21 protein-coding genes are annotated in these 16,718 nt (G+C 51.8%); 1 reads left to right on the top strand and 20 read right to left on the bottom strand.

Annotation, left to right across the window (positions count from 1 at the left end):
• Window positions 1-48 precede the first annotated feature (48 nt).
• The 18 genes from SK34_RS16640 to SK34_RS16555 form a co-directional block, all read right to left on the bottom strand.
• Window positions 49-726, bottom strand: a complete 678-nt coding sequence (locus SK34_RS16640) for a tail assembly protein (protein ID WP_075262644.1) — start codon at window positions 724-726, stop codon at window positions 49-51.
• The gene (locus SK34_RS16635; RefSeq protein WP_048233544.1) at window positions 624-1,358 is read right to left on the bottom strand and encodes a C40 family peptidase; all 735 of its coding nucleotides are present in this window, start codon (window positions 1,356-1,358) and stop codon (window positions 624-626) included. The genes SK34_RS16640 and SK34_RS16635 overlap by 103 nt, the downstream gene beginning before the upstream one ends.
• An 11-nt stretch (window positions 1,359-1,369) precedes the next feature.
• Window positions 1,370-2,065: a phage minor tail protein L gene (locus SK34_RS16630; protein ID WP_048233543.1), complete on the bottom strand. Its 696-nt coding sequence runs from the start codon at window positions 2,063-2,065 to the stop codon at window positions 1,370-1,372.
• Between the two features lie 8 nt (window positions 2,066-2,073).
• On the bottom strand, window positions 2,074-2,406 hold the full coding sequence (locus SK34_RS16625; RefSeq protein ID WP_032949490.1) for a phage tail protein: 333 nt from the start codon (window positions 2,404-2,406) through the stop codon (window positions 2,074-2,076).
• Window positions 2,407-5,709, bottom strand: coding sequence for a phage tail tape measure protein (locus tag SK34_RS16620; RefSeq protein WP_048233842.1), 3,303 nt, complete (start codon window positions 5,707-5,709; stop codon window positions 2,407-2,409).
• Window positions 5,710-5,956: 247 nt separating this feature from the next.
• Complete coding sequence (locus SK34_RS16615; RefSeq protein ID WP_032949492.1) at window positions 5,957-6,319, bottom strand: phage tail protein; 363 nt, start codon at window positions 6,317-6,319, stop codon at window positions 5,957-5,959.
• Between the two features lie 62 nt (window positions 6,320-6,381).
• Entirely contained in the window at window positions 6,382-6,864 is a 483-nt protein-coding gene (locus SK34_RS16610; protein WP_003832379.1) for a hypothetical protein, read from the bottom strand.
• Window positions 6,865-6,897: 33 nt separating this feature from the next.
• A complete protein-coding gene (locus tag SK34_RS16605; RefSeq protein ID WP_048233541.1) occupies window positions 6,898-7,299 on the bottom strand; it encodes an HK97-gp10 family putative phage morphogenesis protein in 402 nt (133 codons plus the stop codon).
• On the bottom strand, window positions 7,296-7,685 hold the full coding sequence (locus SK34_RS16600; protein ID WP_044711884.1) for a hypothetical protein: 390 nt from the start codon (window positions 7,683-7,685) through the stop codon (window positions 7,296-7,298). Before SK34_RS16600 ends, SK34_RS16605 begins: the two co-directional genes overlap by 4 nt.
• A complete protein-coding gene (locus SK34_RS16595) occupies window positions 7,654-8,004 on the bottom strand; it encodes a head-tail adaptor protein (protein ID WP_048233538.1) in 351 nt (116 codons plus the stop codon). The genes SK34_RS16600 and SK34_RS16595 overlap by 32 nt, the downstream gene beginning before the upstream one ends.
• Window positions 8,001-8,318: a head-tail connector protein gene (locus SK34_RS16590; RefSeq protein ID WP_044711926.1), complete on the bottom strand. Its 318-nt coding sequence runs from the start codon at window positions 8,316-8,318 to the stop codon at window positions 8,001-8,003. The genes SK34_RS16595 and SK34_RS16590 overlap by 4 nt, the downstream gene beginning before the upstream one ends.
• Window positions 8,299-8,676, bottom strand: a complete 378-nt coding sequence (locus tag SK34_RS16585; protein WP_048233536.1) for a hypothetical protein — start codon at window positions 8,674-8,676, stop codon at window positions 8,299-8,301. Before SK34_RS16585 ends, SK34_RS16590 begins: the two co-directional genes overlap by 20 nt.
• Before the next feature lie 97 nt (window positions 8,677-8,773).
• Window positions 8,774-10,060 carry a phage major capsid protein gene (locus tag SK34_RS16580; protein ID WP_048233535.1) on the bottom strand — a complete coding sequence of 429 codons (1,287 nt, stop codon included), beginning with the start codon at window positions 10,058-10,060 and terminating at the stop codon, window positions 8,774-8,776.
• A gap of 73 nt (window positions 10,061-10,133) precedes the next feature.
• Window positions 10,134-11,054, bottom strand: a complete 921-nt coding sequence (locus tag SK34_RS16575; RefSeq protein WP_048233534.1) for a S49 family peptidase — start codon at window positions 11,052-11,054, stop codon at window positions 10,134-10,136.
• A 36-nt stretch (window positions 11,055-11,090) separates the two neighbouring features.
• On the bottom strand, window positions 11,091-12,347 hold the full coding sequence (locus tag SK34_RS16570) for a phage portal protein (RefSeq protein WP_048233533.1): 1,257 nt from the start codon (window positions 12,345-12,347) through the stop codon (window positions 11,091-11,093).
• Window positions 12,347-12,526: a hypothetical protein gene (locus SK34_RS16565; protein WP_048233531.1), complete on the bottom strand. Its 180-nt coding sequence runs from the start codon at window positions 12,524-12,526 to the stop codon at window positions 12,347-12,349. Before SK34_RS16565 ends, SK34_RS16570 begins: the two co-directional genes overlap by 1 nt.
• Window positions 12,520-14,241: a terminase large subunit gene (locus SK34_RS16560; RefSeq protein ID WP_048233529.1), complete on the bottom strand. Its 1,722-nt coding sequence runs from the start codon at window positions 14,239-14,241 to the stop codon at window positions 12,520-12,522. Before SK34_RS16560 ends, SK34_RS16565 begins: the two co-directional genes overlap by 7 nt.
• Window positions 14,241-14,675, bottom strand: a complete 435-nt coding sequence (locus tag SK34_RS16555; RefSeq protein WP_042309017.1) for a phage terminase small subunit P27 family — start codon at window positions 14,673-14,675, stop codon at window positions 14,241-14,243. Before SK34_RS16555 ends, SK34_RS16560 begins: the two co-directional genes overlap by 1 nt.
• 231 nt (window positions 14,676-14,906) lie before the next feature.
• Between SK34_RS16555 and SK34_RS16550 the strand changes: the two genes are divergently transcribed.
• Complete coding sequence (locus SK34_RS16550; RefSeq protein ID WP_048233527.1) at window positions 14,907-15,422, top strand: hypothetical protein; 516 nt, start codon at window positions 14,907-14,909, stop codon at window positions 15,420-15,422.
• Between the two features lie 135 nt (window positions 15,423-15,557).
• On the opposite strand, the gene SK34_RS16545 is transcribed toward SK34_RS16550, so the two are convergent.
• A complete protein-coding gene (locus SK34_RS16545) occupies window positions 15,558-15,920 on the bottom strand; it encodes an HNH endonuclease (RefSeq protein ID WP_075262643.1) in 363 nt (120 codons plus the stop codon).
• Window positions 15,921-16,228: 308 nt separating this feature from the next.
• Window positions 16,229-16,672: a hypothetical protein gene (locus tag SK34_RS16540; protein WP_048233523.1), complete on the bottom strand. Its 444-nt coding sequence runs from the start codon at window positions 16,670-16,672 to the stop codon at window positions 16,229-16,231.
• Window positions 16,673-16,718: the final 46 nt, after the last annotated feature.

Below are 16,718 nucleotides of genomic sequence, written 5' to 3'. Positions count from 1 at the left end.
AACCGCCCGGAGGCGGTTCTGTGCAAATATAAATATGCTGCAATAATGTCAGCGACCGATGATCACCACCTGCCCGCCGCCACCTTCATCCCGTGTGCTGATTTCCTGGGAAATTGTGCGGGAGCCGACCAGCATTTCACCGTACAACACCGGCAGGGCATTACCCTGTGCCACCATGTTGTCCAGTGACGAAAAATACGTGTTCTGTTTGCCGTTATCGGTCTGCCTGGACGAGGGGATTTTTGCCTGCAGCGTCAGCATCTGCGCCACACCGCCCAGCATCATCGCTGCCCCCATAGAAAACAGGATCGAGGATGCCGAAATAGCACCGGCAGATAACGCGGATCCCCACAGAGCGAGGCTTCCCCCCGCCGTAAAAAATGATGCGCCGATTGCCACAGCACCCAGCACCACCTGGAACAGACCACCGGATTTTGCCCCTGCCATACGCGGGACAATATGAATAATGGCCCCGTCCGGCAGCGGCTCATGCAGACGGGCTGACAGGCTGGTTTCATCCACATCCAGACCTGCAATGCGTATCTGATACCAGCCATCATTCATTTTCTGCCGGAACCCCGGAACCTGCATGGCCAGCGCGTAAATAGCCTCGGCCCCCGTTTTTATACTGAGGCTGAAGCGGCGACCAAATCGTTGTAAATCCCCGTGAAGGCAGACTCGAGCCATGCCCGGTGTCGCCATATCGAGTGTGTGCGGCGTTGCCATTTGTCGGTATACCTCTCGCGTTTACTGAGCTGATCAGGAATATGGTGCAACAGCTCGCCATTGCCGCAGTAAATCGCGGCATGGTTGGCAACCGATGAACCAAAGCAACAAATCAGAATGTCTCCGGGCTGGGCCTCTGTGGCATTCACCCGGTAAAAACCGGTCGCGGCCAGATTATCCAGATACAGATTATCTCCCTGCTTCCACCAGTCCTCCTTCCGCACAAAATCCGGCATCTCAATCCCCGCCAGATGGTACGCATCGCGGAACAGGGTGTAACAGTCCGTCACGCCATGCTCAAATGCCCGCCCTGTGAGGAATGGCACGCAGCGAAATTTGTATATCCGGTCATCGCAGACCAGCCACCACGGCAGGCCACTCTGCACCTGCAGGCGGCGATCAACATCGCTGAGAAACGGCTGACCATCGGGATGGCTGTGTACCAGGGCCACCACATCACCTGCCGCCTGTGCATGAAGGTAATCTGCCGGATCCATACGGAAATACAGGGTCGGTTCAGCGGAAAGATTCTGGCAGGGAAAATACCGCACCCCGGCAGACGTGTTCACCACCCAGCCGCACGATTCAGCCGGCGCGCATGCAGCGGCATGCGCCAGGAGTGTTTTTTTCATGGGTGTACCTGTCAGGAAAGACGGTTAATGGAGAGGAAGCAGCCGATGCGCGGCAGGTTATTACGCAGCTCGCAGCCGGTACGGCATTTGCTGCAGGCATCTTTTGCCGGGTCTGCCGTGGGCTTGTCAAACTCATCCGCCACAGGCGGCCCGGCATAGCCACACTCCTGCGAACGGTAGGTCCAGTTGCAGACATCAGCCAGCATGATCCGCGCCGGAAACACGCTGCCGTCCGTTTCGGTCGGTGTGGCCAGCACGAAGGTTGCCGTGGTGGCTTTCAGCTCCGACAGCTGTTCTATCATCCAGCGGCTGACCACTTCCTGTTCCGGGTCGGCCTCCGGATTGTCGCCTGTAAAGTTCACCGCATCGAGAAAACGGGCGTATACCACGCGCCTTACCACCGTGGCCCCCACCAGGCTCTGCACATCTTCTGCGAGTCCCGTGACCATGCCAAACAGGTTCGACACCGCCAGCGTCGGTCGGGCAGATGTCCCTTTCCCTACAAGGTCGAATCCGGTTCCCTGTATCGGGTAAACGTCATACTTCCGGCCCTGCCAGGTGACCGGCTCGCCCTTCTCATTCAGTTCATTTGAAAAATAGTAACGCTGGCCACCAAAAGCCGTCAGGTCGATTTCCCACAAATCAATACGGGCAGACTGCTCGGTTTTCGTGGTTTCGTTGAGGGTGTTCTGAGGAATATCCTGCATAAGGATCCTTAAGCAATAACCTGCTCAAATTTACAGCTGAAATCAGAATACGTGACGTTGTCCGTAACAGACCATTCCCGGCAGACAACTTTAATCGTGCGGTTGTATTTTGGCGGTCGCCACAGAAAGGCTTTATATCCTCCGTGCTCCGCCAGAAACGCTTCAAGTGCGGTGCGGGAATTGTCCGACGTGATACGGAAAACAGGCTGGAAATTAATTAACTGATGGTTAAGTCCGGTCGGGCGACGTTGCTCATAGCCATCCCCAAATTTAATGGTTGTCACCGAAGGGGAAACAGAAGACTGCATCCCCTCCCTGGGTGCCCAATGAAAGGTTTTCACTTATCCTCCCGCCAGCATGCCGCCATCGCGGCCCTGAGTTCTCAGGATACTCATGACACGCGTGTCGACCATTTTGACCAGCATCTGCGATGCCTGCGGCCCTATCTGCCCGTTTTGCCCGTCATTCTGAATGGTAATGTGATACTCAGGTGAATAAACAATCCCACCATTCATACCACCACCAGAGGAACCCGGGTCACCCAGCGCCCTGACACCCAGCGTACCGTCAGTCGTTTTTGCCAGAGGCATAATGGCTTCCGGACCTGCTTCACCAAACACGCCTGCCCCCTTTGCAAAAGCAAACAGGGTCGGGCTGTCATAGATGCCGTTACTGTAGGCACTTAATGAAGGTGAATCATAAACACCGCCTTTCTCGTTAAAACTAAAACTGCTGCCAAAACTGCTGATGGCCGTGCCGGTACTCGCGCTGGCTGCGCCGCCAAAAAGACTGCCGCCGATGCCCATAATGGATTTCAGGATGGTGTTGGTAATCAGCGCCTGCGTTGCCATATCGACAAGGTTTTTAATCACCGACTGAGTCAGGGAGGAAAATAACCCAATCATCCCGTCCCGGAGTGATTGGGTGTTTACCAGCATGCCGGTCAGCATGTTGGTGGAACGCTCCTGGGTGGTCTCTAACATGCCAATAGCGAGGCTGTTCAGGTTTCCCTGCGACTTATACAGCTCCACCGCCGTCTGGTACTGCGCATCAGCGGAATCTTTATCCGCCTTTTGCTTCAGCAGTTCGTACTGCTCTTTGTTGATTGCATCATTCTGGTAAAACGCCTGCAGCAGTGACTGACGTTCGGCCAGTTGATTGCGCAGTTCTGCCAGCGGATCAACCGTCCCGGCGATATCAATCAGAGGGGCAGACATTGCCGCTGCCTGTGCCTGTAACAGTTCGCGGGCCGTACTTTGTGCCAGCGTGATTCTGGCCGTCTGGTATTCCTTTTCATCCAGAAGACGGGCATCTAGGAGCGACTTCAGCTCCTGGCTCGCTTCGCGCTCTTTCGTAAGAGTTGCTCTGGCTGGCGCATACTGTTCTGCCAGTTCGAGGCGCTGTTTCTGATAGTTTTCAGCATTCAGCAGCAGCGTCTTCTGAATATCGGCCTCGCTGGCTCCGTCAGCGCGGGCGGCTTCAAGGAGTTTTCTGGCGCTTTCCTGCTCCTGCAGGCTGATTCGTCCGAGACTGGAGGCATGCGCCGCTTCGATTTCACGCCGCACTTGCTCATACTGGTTAACCTTCGCCTTTTGCCCCTTACCTGTATCCCCGCCTTCTCCGGTCCAAGGGGTATCAGGTTTATCGCTCCCTGTTTCATTCCCTGGTTTATCCGGCTTCGGCGTGGGATCGGTTTTCCCTGATTTAGCCTGTTCTATCGCCTCTCTGACAATCTTTTGCCGTTCTTTGAGGAGTTTTAACCCCTGCTCAACGGCATCCAGATCCCCTTTGTAGCGGGTTTTATCGTTCTGTACGCCTTTAAGTTGACCAAAAATGTCAACGCCACTAAGAACATCGATACGGCTGTCTGCATCCTGAATTTGCTTAATCAGTTTATTTCGCTGAATAACCTGATTCTCAAACTGTTCATCAATGTCCAGCTGCTTCACGTTGAGCTGGTTAAGCGACAGTTTTTTGAGTTCTTCATTCGTTTCAACAACAGCATTTTTCAGGTCAATCGCCGACTGGCGGGCGTTCTTCGCCTGATTATGGAAATAGAGCAGCGCCGAACCGGCCAGCATCGCTGCGCCCACAGGACCGCCCACCAGTGCCAGCGCCCCTCTGGCCATACCTACCGCTGCAGAGGCTGCGCGGGCTGAAACGGAAAGCTGTTTATTGGCTGCATTCAGCTGGCTCTTTGCCTGGGTACAGAGCAGTGTCTGCTCGGTTTCCTGGCGAATTAAGCGGTTAAACTCGCTCTGGTAACTCACGTTAAGGCCAAATTGCCTGGCGCTTTTCTCCATTTCCCGATAACGCCCGAATTCTGCGTTATTCTGCGCCAGCGTGGCAGCGGTACTTTCCAGCGTTTTCCGCGCCATATCGGCCTGCGCCATCGCGCTGGCCCTGACTGCCTGCTGCTGCTCAACCCAGGCACCGATGTTCCCCCTGATACCTGCCGTCAGTTTTGTCGCCAGAACAGGAATCAGCGTATACAGCGCAACGTTAGCGACCGTATTAAAATTATCCGTCAGGCCATTAATGGCATCGGTAACGGTCTGAACACCACTGCGCAGCGGACCGTTTCCGCTCTGTCCTACCTTAATAATCAGACCTTCAAAAGCCGAAGTCAGGCTGAGAAGATCGCCGTTCAGGTTATTTACCCTGATTTCGGCCTGCTCATGCGCGGTCTGCGTACCGGTCAGGGCGGCGGTCAGCGACTCCACCTTTTCGCGGTTCTGCACCAGGATGGATGCCGCGCTGAGGTTTTCCACCCCGAACAGCTTTACGGCCTGCCTGGTTGACAGGTTTTTTCCCGCCAGGTTCTCCAGCGCCTGGCTCAGCCCGACAACAGAAGGCTTCAGGGTTTTATCGGTTCCCTTCTCCAGATTCAGGATCACGTTACGCAGCGCGGTCCCGGCCTCGCCGCCTTTCACCTCGCGCTCTGCCAGTACCTGTATGGCAGCATTGAGGGTTTCAAAACCCACGCCAGCCTGTGCCGCTGCCACCCCGCCATTTTTAATCGCGGCAGCAGTATCGGCTATCTCCGATGAGCCAAATTTCGCGCCAGCAGCCAGCACGTTGATATACCGGTCGGCTTCACTGGCTCCCGCACCAAACTGGTTTAACGACAGCGCCAGCGTTCGGGTGGCATCCGGAAGCGTCGTCCCTGCCGCCTGGGCCAGCGTTAACGCGCTTTTGGTCGCCGCCGTCAGCCCCGCAGAGGTACTCAGCAGTTCAGGCTTTGCCGATGCCATCAGCTTAATGGCCTCAGCAGCCTGTGATGCGCTGTATTCCGTTGTGCGGCCCATTTCCTGCGCCGCCTGATCGTACAGTTTCATCTGCGCACTGGTGGCACCGGTGATGGCCTGCAAATCCGACAACGACTGGCTGTATTGCCGCGTGGTGCTGATAATAGTGCCCAGCGATAACCCCGCTCCGGCAAAACCTGCCAGCCGGCCAACCAGCCCCGATACCGAAGCAGAAACACGCTTATAGGCATCCTCTGTCTTTTTCGCATCAGCCTGGGCATTGCGGTTAAACTGGCGTGACTGACTCTCAGCGCTGCCGTAGGCGCTCATCAGCTGCGATTTAAAGTTCGCTGCATTCAGATGCAGCCCAACGGCAAGAGAGGCAACGTCACCCATTACATTAATACCTTCATGACTGCCGCACACTGCGCATCCAGACTCTGGTTCGCTGCTGCGGGTGATTTAACAGGGGGCGGGTTATTGTCAGAACCTTCTGGCGAAGGCTTTTTGAAAATGCCCTGTTTGATGAAGAAAGCACGCCAGTGGAAAAGCGTGTCTGCCGGAAGCGCCGCAATTTTGGACGGGTCAGGCTCGCCCCAGCGGTCGGCCAGCCAGAAAATCAGCTCCAGCCAGGGCGAGTCACTCAGTTTTTTTCGGCGGTTTCCAGCTTACCGATGGCGTGTTTTTTCACTTTGTCGATGGCATCCAGAAGCACAACGTTATCGTGTGCCGCCAGCAGCTCCTTCGCCGTGGGTTTGTCTTTGGCTTTAATCGGCGAGCCGTCAGGCTGAACCAGGCTGTCGATAACAATCTGTACGCTCAGCTCAGACGCCATGCGGGCATTGCCAGAGGTCTGCGCCTCGATGAGTGCATCTTCATGATCAATAAGCTCAGCCGCCGTCAGCCGACGCAGGTAAACCTTTGTGCCTAAAATTTCAGTTTCAGTCGGCGTGGATTTCGTTTTGAGCAGTGCATTTTTCAGTGCGGAGAGGCTAAATTCAGACATGGTGTATCCTGTTTTTCAGACGAAAAAAAACCGCCCGGAGGCGGTGTGTAACGGGAAACGGATTACGCGCCGGCATCTGGCGCCGGGGCGGCGATCCCCCATTTAATGTTGTTTTGCTTACCCTGCACCGTAATCTGGATAACTTCACTGGCAGGGGCGGTGATTTCGTTCATCTGCCAGCCTGAAAGCGCAAGGATCATTGAAGCCGTTCGTTTGTTCGGCAGCTCAATATAAAACTGAACGGTCTTACGCTGTTCTGCAGCATTGAGGAACGCGGTGAAATCTTCGTTTTCCGGGTCGTCAATGAATCCCAGCGATTTCTCCGGCCCTTCCGGCAGGTCTGACACCGACTGCTTACTCTTGTCCAGCAGGGTGGTACAGTCGACAAATCCTCCCGTCTGACCTGTCGCGCCCAGTGCCTTACAGTTAATCAGGGGTTTGAGCGCCGCCACAGCGGCCCCCACCTCGCCGAACTTCACCACCGTCCCGGCAGGAAGCATTGCGTACTCAGGGGATGATTTTGGCGTGTTATTTTCATCAGCCATAATGATTCTCTCTTAAATAGTGGGCAGCGGTTGCTACCTGTTCTGAATGCCATTGCGGATTTCTACGGTCAGAATGCGCAGAACCTGCTGGACGTTGTAATCCAGTGCCGGACGGATGAACGGATCGGCAACCTGTTTAACCGTACCGAACTCCTGGGCCAGCGCTTTCATGTAATGCTTCTTGCTGGGGCCAACCCGAAGGGTGACCACCGTATTTCCGCGACCTTTCCGCGTGGATGCGCGAATTTTGATGGAATCACGCATATGCTCTGCAGAGGACGCATCATCGAAGCCGGCATGTTGTTTCATGTCTTCTTCAACCACTTTCAGCGCCTCACGCCCCGCGTCACGTAACACCTTCGTGCCGACCTTTTCACCGAGTGCGATAAGCTGCCGCTCCAGCTCGTCCAGCCCTTTTACATCCATAGTGATCATGGTGAGGTGTCCCGGTAGTGAAAGGTGAAATCCCGGACGAGCCGGTACTGAATATTGCCGCTGGTCAGTACCGATTTACTCTGCTGTATTCCACCCCGAATCACATTCTGCACGGGAAAGCCCTCCAGCTGGCCATGCACGATAGCGGTCCATTCCACGCTGATTTTCTTATCCAGCTGTAACAGGCGGGTGTAGTCATTAAGCAGATGAATCGCTATCTGGAAGCGGCCTGCAATCAGGCCTGTGCGCAACAGTCCGGCGTACAACTCCGGATCGGAGATACACTGGTAAGTAATTCCCTCCTGCAGCTCATCAGGCAGGAGCAGAGGGTAAACATCCAGCCCGGTCAGGCGTTCAAGTGCTGTCTTTAATGCCAGCTCGATCATGACGTGCGTCTGCCTCCCCTGTGATGATGAAGCGGTCCGCAAGACGTTCGACGTTACGAACGGTATAAACCCGGTCAGACGTCGTTATTTTCCAGTCGATATCAATATTCAGGTTCGGATGAGTGGCAAAAAGACACGTTTCAATAACCTGTTGTTGATCCAGTGTGCGGACCTTTCTGCCCGATACCAGCTCGCGCTTCGCCCAGGCTTTCCCGGTCGTGACCAGTTGCTCCGGCAGGTGTTCACCCAGCGGTCCCCGACCGGATTGCATATACCCAATCGAAAGACGGCAGGTCATCTCTTCCGGTTTCAGGCTCATACCGTATTCTCCTGCAACGGGAAAAGAAGATGCCGGACCGCAGCCGTCTCCAGCCACTGACCGGTGAAGCCATTCAGATACGCATCCCCGACCAGATACTGCATGGCCAGCTGGATATCTTCATCTGCCACAAAACCGCGTACACCTTCCGGCAGCGCCTGCAGTTCGTCGTCGCTTCCCACCAGTTTGCAGTAGTAGTCACGCTCAATACTCTTCTGCGCAGCCGCCACCATTTTAGTGAGCATGCTGTCATGCTCCGTGAAATCCGGCTCCAGACGGAGCTGGGTTTTCACGTCATCCAATGTCAATATCATGGTCATCGGCTCCCTTGCGGGGACTCAGCGCCTTTTCCGCATCTTCTGGCCATACCGCGATATGGCGTTCAACCAGTTTCTCTGCGTACTCAGCATCAAAACAGGCCATATCGCCGCGCGAATAACGATGATAGGGTCCCAGAAAAAAAACCGCTTTCCGCACCATTTCTGCTCCCGTCAGGCTCGTGGCCACGTTTGTTTCACTTCCGGTCAGATCAACACCTGTATCACCTGAACCCGCTGCAGTATTCTGACCGCCATCCCCGTCCACTGTATTTTCCGGCGTCAGTTCATCCGGCTTTTTCACATCACCGGCTGCAGCCGCTGCTGCCGCTGCTTTTGCCGCTTTCGTCGTCATCGTTTTGCTCCTGAAAAGAAAAAACCCGCTGCTGCGGGCCTGGGGAATTACGTGCTTTTACTCTGTGCGACCGTGGTCGCACAGAGTGCAGGACCGGTTAAAACAGCACTTTTGTCCCGAGAACAAGACCTTCCGGATGACGGAAGCCGATATCGTGCTCCGTCACCACGCGGATCAACGACTGGTTACGAGAGAACGCGGAAACCAGATTGCCGTCCCCGTCCTGGTAGGAGGCTTCCTGCGAGAAGGACACCTTCATGTTGCCGTCTTCACCGATTACCACGTCATTAAAGTCAGCGAAGTAAATTTCTGACTCCTTGCCGCCGTCACCGAGGTTTGCCGGGATAGCGCTGGTACGCTGAATCTGAAATCCCTTGAGGATCCCCTGGGCCATTTCCGGGTAGACCTTGATACCGTTACCGTCGCGCAGACCGAACAGTTTCATGTAGGTACGGTTCGACATACCCCAGCCGCAGCTGATCATGTTGCTGTTGCCGTCCATAGCCATCAGGATGATGCTGTCGAGATAGGTATCAATCGTCTGCAGATTAACCTCTGCAGCAGCTTCCCACGGCAGCAGGCGGTTCCACTCAGTTGCCCGCGCTTTCATACCGACAGGCGTATCACCGGTACCGTCATCGCGCATAAAGGCTTTATCTTCACGAACAGAAATCGCGGTCAGAATATCCTGCAGGACCAGCTGCTCTACGTTGTAGCCAGCACGGCCAATCAGCTGGTTGGAGATTGGCACCATCGCAATCATGGTTTTCGCAGTGAGTTTCACATCATCAAAGCGGGCTTCTGATACTTTCGCATCCTTGCCTTCCCCGGTGTAGCTCGCCGTCGCACCACCGGCCAGACGCGGCAGCGCCATATTACCGTTCGGCAGCGGAATGGAGCGCGCGCCCAGCTTACGAACGATAGTGCGATCACGCAGCAGTTCGATCACCTCGCTGTGCAGGTTTTGCGGAATAAGAACGCCACCTGACGCTGCGGCAGTGTTGATGGCCATCGAGACAGACGGGTCATTCAGTTCTTCAGCTGCAAATTTTGCAGCGTCCTGGACGTTACCCTGTGCTGCCGCAATCGACATCACCAGACGGGTCATGCCTGCGCCGGTATATTGCTTTGGCTCTGCCTTAATGCTGATACCAGGAGCCTGCTGTGTGGCTTTAACCGGTTTGGCGACAAGCGCAGCAGCACGTTCAGCCGCTTCCAGACGCTCAATCTTAGCGCTGATATCCGTGAACTGCTGCTGCAGGCTGGCAAATTCGGTTAACTGCTCCGCTGTCAGCGTACCGCCACCAGTTTCTACTGCCGCCAGTACCTGAACCTTCTGATTAATACCCGCACGTTCACGACGCAATTCTTCAATATGATCCATGTTTTTTCTCTCTTTTTGGCATAAAAAAAGCAGCCAACAGGCTGCTTTCTGGTAATGACGCGTTAGCGCCGGGTCACATTCTGGTTTGCAGGTCCATCGCGGCGGCCTGCAACTTTATGGAAGTGGTTTGTTGAGGTTGTTTGTACTTTGCCGCAATGGCATTAATCGCAGACTGAGGATCCGATATTTCATCGGCAAGACCAGCAGAAATGGCATCGCCACCGAAATACAGACCAGCTTGAGTATCAACGACTGCCTGCTGTTTGAGGCCACGATATTCGGCAACTGATGAGGTAAATATTTCGTACATGTCGTCGAGCATTTTGTCGATCATTGCAAGGGCCGATTCGCTCAACGGTGCATGTGGCGTTGCATTATTTTTGTTATCTCCCCGGTATAGCGCAGTAAATTTTACCCCCACGTTTTCTTCCAGCTTTGACGTATCCAGGTGCTCCATGATGACGCCGATGGAACCGACGCCGCTGGTCTGACTGATGACGATTTTGCTGCATGCTGAAGCAATGAAATACGCAGCAGAAAAAGCGTTGAAATTCACAATCGCGGTGATCGGTTTCGTTTCTCGCGACTGGTAAATATAATCCGCCAGCTCTTTGCAACCTGCCGCTGCACCACCTCCGGAATTGATATCCAGAACAATTTCACTGATGGAGGGGTCATTTAATGCTGAATGCAGCTGGCTGCGGATACGCTCATAACTCGTCAGTTCGGTACACATCGCTGTAATTTGCCCGCGACGAGGAACCAGTATCCCGTGAACAGGTATCACAGCAATACCCCCTGCTGGCTGAACATCTTCAGGGGATGGCGAATCATCTGGATTTAACGCCATCGTAATGACCGGATCCGTCAGCGTTCCCTGAATACGGGGAAGCAACACCGCCTTCACGGCGTCCATCGTTTGTTGTGTAGCGTAATGAGGAACGCCAAAGACCATCTCTGCCAGATGCGGCAGATTAATTAATTTTGTTGTCATGAGATATACCAGGTCAGCCCGCAGCGCGGGAAATAATCAGGCTCTGGCCAGAATAGTTTCGATTTCTGCCAGTTGTTTAGCTGTTGGCGCTTTATCGCCGGGGAAGATTTGCTTACTGTCGACCATATTCAGAGGCGTCAGGTATTTGTCTCCTCCGGTGATGGGTGGAAGGTTCTCCATGCGGCGAATGTCATTAACCGATAACCAGCCCCACTGGCGGCCTAGCGCATAAGATTCATAGCGTGACTTCTGATCCCCGCGCAGCAGGCCAGAAACATTGAATTCAATGTACAGATCACCGCGCTCGCTGGGTAAAAGCAGATCGCGCATTAATGCGCCTTCATGACGCTTCAGCCAGGCTAACAGCGTGTACATCACAAACTGCAGTCCCTGGTGCTCAATGTTGTTATTCGTGGCTTTCGCCAGCATCTGCACCATATGAGGCGGGATTTTATAGAGCCGGCACACTTCTTCCACGCCCCATTGTCGGGACTGCAACAACTGCGCTTTCTCATTATCCTGAGATAACTGCTTGTAACTCATTCCCTCCTGAAGCAATGCAACAGAAAAGGCATTCCTGACGCCGGAATATCTGTCCGTCCACTTTGCCAGTAGTCGGTCGATAGCATCCTGGCTTTTGATTGTCGCGGCTTCTTTTGGGCGCTCAATAACGCCGCTCATCGTACAGCCACGGCGAAAAACTTGAGAAGCATGTTCTTCCACCGCCAGGTTTAACCCAAGAACATCCGCGTTCGTCTGGATTGGAGAACTGCCGATATAACCATCCAGCGAGAAAACCTTCACATGATGCATCATGCGCATTGGCAATGTTTCGCCAATTTCGGGTAGTTCATAATAGGGCATCCCGTCAGGCCCTTTCAGGACAATGACCTTTTGGGGATTAACCGGGATTAATTCGCGGGGATACCCTTTTCCATCCCTGTCGATGATCGAGTAGCAATTCCCCTCCAGCCCAAGCAGGCCCTGCTGCTGCTCAAAGTATTCGAACGAGGTGTCTTTTTTGTTGGGCTGGGAATGAATCAGATCATAAACAGGGTGGTCAGTCGCCCGCTCACGGCCTCCGTTAGCTCCTCGCCTGTAAAGTTCACACGGCAGCTGCGCCACCGATTCTGCCAGAAGTGTTACACATGCGCGGACCGCCGATAAAGCCATTGCTGTTTCAGGTGTAACCATTATTCCCGCCTTGCTGTGGCTTGAACTTACTCCACCCAGCATCGCCTGCCAAAAACCACCAGACGGAGATTTACCCCGAAACATCTGGGGAATGAACATTATTCACCCCCCGATTTAATTATGCTGGCGGACATCGATTTCGCAATTAAAAAAGACCACAGCAGGCAAATCAAACCGCCAGTAATAAGTCCTGCTGCAGGTGAAATAAGCCAGGCACCGGCAGACAGTAACGCGGCTCCGGCGAGGCCGATAAAAAAACTCAAAAACGTCATTAGCATGCTATATCTTCCTCGTCATAAGCCGATTTACTTACTGTACTGTTCAGCATGGCCCGTCCGATCCCCATAAGTAATCCCACAGCACCATCAATTTTATTTTGTTTTCCCTCCTTTCCGGGGCGAACAATATCATCGCTTCCCGGCAAATAACGCCCAATTACATTCTGGATGCACCAGTTCATGATAGGGTTACCGTCATGATGAAAACGCCCTGATGCCAGCGCAGCCTCAATTTCACGCATTGGGTCACTCATGTTTGTAAAATTCTGCCTGATTTCGACTGCCTCCAGCCCTTCCTCCTCAAGCATATGCCGTAAAGATGTCGCACCGTAAGGATCAATCGGACACTGAACGATTTTGACGCGCTGACGTAATTGAAGAATTGACTCAAAAATAAGCCGATAATCTACCTCCGCGCCTTCTGTCGGTATCAGAATCTCCTGCTTAACAAAAGACTGATAACGATCAGAGGTGGTTTTCAACGTGGGGTCGGGTGAGTAAACCGTATCTTCAGGCACCCAGAACATCGGACTGACACAGTAGAAATGCGTAATACCATTCACTTCTCGGCGGAATACCGGTACAACCGCATTCAGGTCAACCTTGGATGCAAGGTCTATCCCCAGCCAGCAATCCTCATCGGCGAAATCAGACAACTTGAGACTATTGTCCGCAGCAGCCATCCATTTTTGCAGATCATAGAAAACCGTCTTGGCACTTACCCACCGGTTAAAATGTTTGGTAAGGATTTTGTTTGTCTGGCTGGGGTTAGATATTCCAAGTAATTGTTTTGCGCGCAGGAAGTGTTCTTTTACGGAAATACCAAAGTTTGGATTCGCTTTGATTAATGCATCCGGTTTTGTCCAGTCGTCATCATCATCAAGACCGTAAATAATACCGAAAATCGTTTCATTTTCTTCCCCCACCCGATTCCGGCGTAGAATTTCCACCACCTGTGCACGTTTCTCATAACACGGAGAGGTGATGTCATAACCCGCAGTTGTAATGATCAGAGTGATGGGCTGCTCCCTTGCCCCCATCCCTGTTGTCATAGTCGTATAAAGAGCATCTGTTTGATGTTCATGGTATTCATCAATAATTGCACAGGAAGGAGAATCGCCGTCACCAGGATCGCCGATGACTGGCGAGAATACAGAGCCATCCGGACGAGTCATTTTCTTCGCCCAGGGTTTGACTGAGTATTTTTGTCGCAATGCCGGGAGTTTTTTTACCATTTGTAGAGCTGGGGAGAAGACTTTCCAGGCCTGTTTTTCAGTTGTGGCGCCGCAGTACACCTCTGCACCATGTTCACCATCAGCACAAAACATATAATTACCAACGGCAGCGGCTATTGCGGACTTCCCATTTTTCCTGGGAACTTCGATATATATTTCAGAAAATCGCCGGAATCCGGACTTCTTATTAACCCATCCAAATGGCACCCCAAGAGCAAACTTTTGCCAGGGCTCAAATTCTATTCGTAGTTTCCTCCTGGCCCATTCACCGGCTGTATGAGGCATCTTCTGAGCAAAACGTAAAAATCGCTCGGCCTTGTTTTTATCAAACCGATAAGGCCAGGCAGGATCCTTCGCACGTTCCAAATCATCAAGGTGTCGTTGACAGGCAAGCACCGTTAACTGACAAGCAAGGATCTTCCCGCCAACAACATCTCTTGCATACTGGTTCGCTGCATTGACGTTCGGATATGTAGCCATCAGTCAAACTCATCAAATTCATTCCCGTCATCGTCAGGAGCGTTTCTGCCACTGGTCATTCGGATACGGCTGAGCGGATCTAATCCCAGAAGTGAGCCCAGACGGGCTATCTGGGAAACTGAATCATTTCTGACGTTAACTGCAGGGTGCTTTTTTAATCCTCCCATTTCACTTTCAGTTGTCAGCCCTGAAGCCAGTAATTTTTCAGCTTCTAGCATCAGATGGAAGGCATTGCAGTAGGCTAAAAGTAAGGGGGCATCTTCAAGTTCAAATACTCCTCTTTCGATCAGGATTTTGCTCTGAGTCTTCCACATTCTTATAGCAGCCTCCCCCATTAACTCTGCAGGAGGTGCAATTCGGGTTAATTTACTTTTTTGTCCGGCGGGCAAAATGGGTTTTCTTCCCCCTCCAGACGATCGAATTCCACCAGCCATAACTCCTCTTTTAATAGGTGAAACCTACCGGAAAAAAGATCCTTATTTATGACGTGTAAAAATGGCCTTCAAGCGGCAGTCCTGAAGCGCGAAAGGGGTCAGGGATTTGATCCCCCCTCCCCTTGAAGATGACAGCAAGAAAGCATGCAAAAGCAGATACTGGTCATCCATCAGGATGTTCAGCATAGTGTCTTCAGTTAATCTCAATAAATAAACGATGGAGTCTAAGAAATGGATAAAACCAGAAAATATGATAGAGCCTTACAACTTGAAATCCTCAACGCTCTTATAGATTGTGCTCCTAACTCTTTAAACAAGGCACAGGAGCGAGACCTCATTGAGAAGTTTGATAACTATGATCACTTTGTGGCGTGCATGCTATATCTTGAAATGCATGGCCTTGTTTCTACACCCTTCGTACGCAGCGAAACCATGGCTGGCGTTGATTTTATCTTCAGCGCCCCATACTGCAACATTACAGAGAAAGGAATTGATTTTCTTCTTGATGATGGCGGCTTAAGTGCGATCCTTAAGGTTCAAACCGTTCGATTACACAATGACACGATTGTTGCCCTTGAGGATATAATCCGTGTCGCAAATATATCTGAAGATCAGAAGAAGGGATTGATTTCAAAACTCCGAGAGCTTCCGGGAGACGCCATAAAACATTTGACCCTACAGTTACTGACTCAGGGGGTTCTGAATCTGCCGAACGCACTTCGACTAATTCAAACAACCCTCCAGTAGGACTAAACTCGTCAGAGGGGCGAATTAACTCAAATTTGCCCCATCCCAGTGTTTTACTTAAAACCACCCAAAATTCCTTCCGGGTATCTGCATGAATGTAGAAACTGTTTTTATGCATTACAGCAGTGAAAATTATCATCGAATACGTTCTCTTGATGTCTTTGCTCTGTGGCATTCCCAGCACAACGACTCAAGATTGGAATCGTCATCAGTACCGCCATGAGCTTTTGGAATGATGTGGTCAACGCTGGTCGCTTTCTTAGCGATCTTCTGTCGGCGATGGTTCTGGCAAAGGTATTTATCACGCTGAAGGATACGCGCTCGTTTAATTTCCCAGAGTCGCCCATATCCACGCTCTTGCCTGCTCTTTCCTGACTGATAACTCCGCCAGCCGTCACCAGCATGTTGCTGTCGGTGTTGGTCACAATATCCGCTGACATCATTGGTGATTGCCGCACAGCCTTTGTGTCGGCATGGGCGTTTAGCGCGTGCTGGCATCGGTATTGTCCTGTTTCATTGATAAAAATTGTGTAATGTGGGGAAATAAAACGGTAGATGAAAATGCTCATAAAACGCGAGAAGCTGCCCAGTCTCCCCGTAGCAGGGCTGATAGCTGGAAAGGCCCCATAAAAGACAATAACTATCATTATCAGTTTGAGATATGAGCGACACCTGCGAGATAAGTCAAAACGACAATTCACCTTACCAAAGCTTACTAGTGAAAGATTGTCTTTGATATGCAGGCATTATGTGCATAAAAAGCCACCGGCGGATGCTAGTGGCCTTTTAAGAAGGATGTTGTAATACTATGTATTATATAGGGAAACACAATATTCTTTCACATCAGTTTTTGATATTTTTTTTTCCATATACCCATTATGGTATTCGAGTGAAAAACGCCCCCATTTTTCTGAATACAATTCTTCATATTGAGACTTCTTTTTTTCACTTAACTCAAGATACGTCTGGAAAACTTTCCAACGTTTAATGCATTCATACATAAGCGCTGCAACCCGTTCTAAATGAACATTGTCATTTGGGTCATCCCAGTAGATAGTGTCAGGAAGAAACGATATATTTGATGCATAATCAACCAGTGCTGCGATCCACTTGGCTTTAGCTACCTCGATTTTCTCTTCTTTCCATGCGTTTAAAGTTCTCTTGGCGAAAACTAAAGCAACTACCGCTGCAATAGCAGCAACCCATGTCCCAACCATAGACCATATAGCAATTTTATCAGTTAATGACATACACCCTCCAAACGAAAGGGGAATATTAGCACTATCCCAAGCACTC

Origin of the sequence: Citrobacter sp. MGH104 (genome assembly GCF_001034485.1) — a bacterium.
In the GTDB taxonomy this organism is placed as follows: Bacteria; Pseudomonadota; Gammaproteobacteria; order Enterobacterales; family Enterobacteriaceae; genus Citrobacter; species Citrobacter freundii.
The sequence above is the reverse complement of the archived record's forward strand: the minus strand, read 5'-3'. Positions and strand labels throughout refer to the sequence as shown.

What these genes read in the sequence shown, in the direction of transcription:
- SK34_RS16640 (WP_075262644.1), bottom strand. Translation starts at nt 726, where the DNA reads ATGGCAACGCCGCACACACTCGATATGGCGACACCGGGCATGGCTCGA.
- SK34_RS16635 (WP_048233544.1), bottom strand. Translation starts at nt 1,358, where the DNA reads ATGAAAAAAACACTCCTGGCGCATGCCGCTGCATGCGCGCCGGCTGAA.
- SK34_RS16605 (WP_048233541.1), bottom strand. Translation starts at nt 7,299, where the DNA reads ATGATCACTATGGATGTAAAAGGGCTGGACGAGCTGGAGCGGCAGCTT.
- SK34_RS16550 (WP_048233527.1), top strand. Translation starts at nt 14,907, where the DNA reads ATGGATAAAACCAGAAAATATGATAGAGCCTTACAACTTGAAATCCTC.
- SK34_RS16555 (WP_042309017.1), bottom strand. Translation starts at nt 14,675, where the DNA reads ATGGCTGGTGGAATTCGATCGTCTGGAGGGGGAAGAAAACCCATTTTG.
- SK34_RS16590 (WP_044711926.1), bottom strand. Translation starts at nt 8,318, where the DNA reads ATGATATTGACATTGGATGACGTGAAAACCCAGCTCCGTCTGGAGCCG.
- SK34_RS16565 (WP_048233531.1), bottom strand. Translation starts at nt 12,526, where the DNA reads ATGCTAATGACGTTTTTGAGTTTTTTTATCGGCCTCGCCGGAGCCGCG.
- SK34_RS16585 (WP_048233536.1), bottom strand. Translation starts at nt 8,676, where the DNA reads ATGACGACGAAAGCGGCAAAAGCAGCGGCAGCAGCGGCTGCAGCCGGT.
- SK34_RS16615 (WP_032949492.1), bottom strand. Translation starts at nt 6,319, where the DNA reads ATGTCTGAATTTAGCCTCTCCGCACTGAAAAATGCACTGCTCAAAACG.
- SK34_RS16580 (WP_048233535.1), bottom strand. Translation starts at nt 10,060, where the DNA reads ATGGATCATATTGAAGAATTGCGTCGTGAACGTGCGGGTATTAATCAG.
- SK34_RS16560 (WP_048233529.1), bottom strand. Translation starts at nt 14,241, where the DNA reads ATGGCTACATATCCGAACGTCAATGCAGCGAACCAGTATGCAAGAGAT.
- SK34_RS16630 (WP_048233543.1), bottom strand. Translation starts at nt 2,065, where the DNA reads ATGCAGGATATTCCTCAGAACACCCTCAACGAAACCACGAAAACCGAG.
- SK34_RS16575 (WP_048233534.1), bottom strand. Translation starts at nt 11,054, where the DNA reads ATGACAACAAAATTAATTAATCTGCCGCATCTGGCAGAGATGGTCTTT.
- SK34_RS16595 (WP_048233538.1), bottom strand. Translation starts at nt 8,004, where the DNA reads ATGAGCCTGAAACCGGAAGAGATGACCTGCCGTCTTTCGATTGGGTAT.
- SK34_RS16610 (WP_003832379.1), bottom strand. Translation starts at nt 6,864, where the DNA reads ATGGCTGATGAAAATAACACGCCAAAATCATCCCCTGAGTACGCAATG.
- SK34_RS16600 (WP_044711884.1), bottom strand. Translation starts at nt 7,685, where the DNA reads ATGATCGAGCTGGCATTAAAGACAGCACTTGAACGCCTGACCGGGCTG.
- SK34_RS16545 (WP_075262643.1), bottom strand. Translation starts at nt 15,920, where the DNA reads ATGCCAGCACGCGCTAAACGCCCATGCCGACACAAAGGCTGTGCGGCA.
- SK34_RS16620 (WP_048233842.1), bottom strand. Translation starts at nt 5,709, where the DNA reads ATGGGTGACGTTGCCTCTCTTGCCGTTGGGCTGCATCTGAATGCAGCG.
- SK34_RS16540 (WP_048233523.1), bottom strand. Translation starts at nt 16,672, where the DNA reads ATGTCATTAACTGATAAAATTGCTATATGGTCTATGGTTGGGACATGG.
- SK34_RS16570 (WP_048233533.1), bottom strand. Translation starts at nt 12,347, where the DNA reads ATGTTCATTCCCCAGATGTTTCGGGGTAAATCTCCGTCTGGTGGTTTT.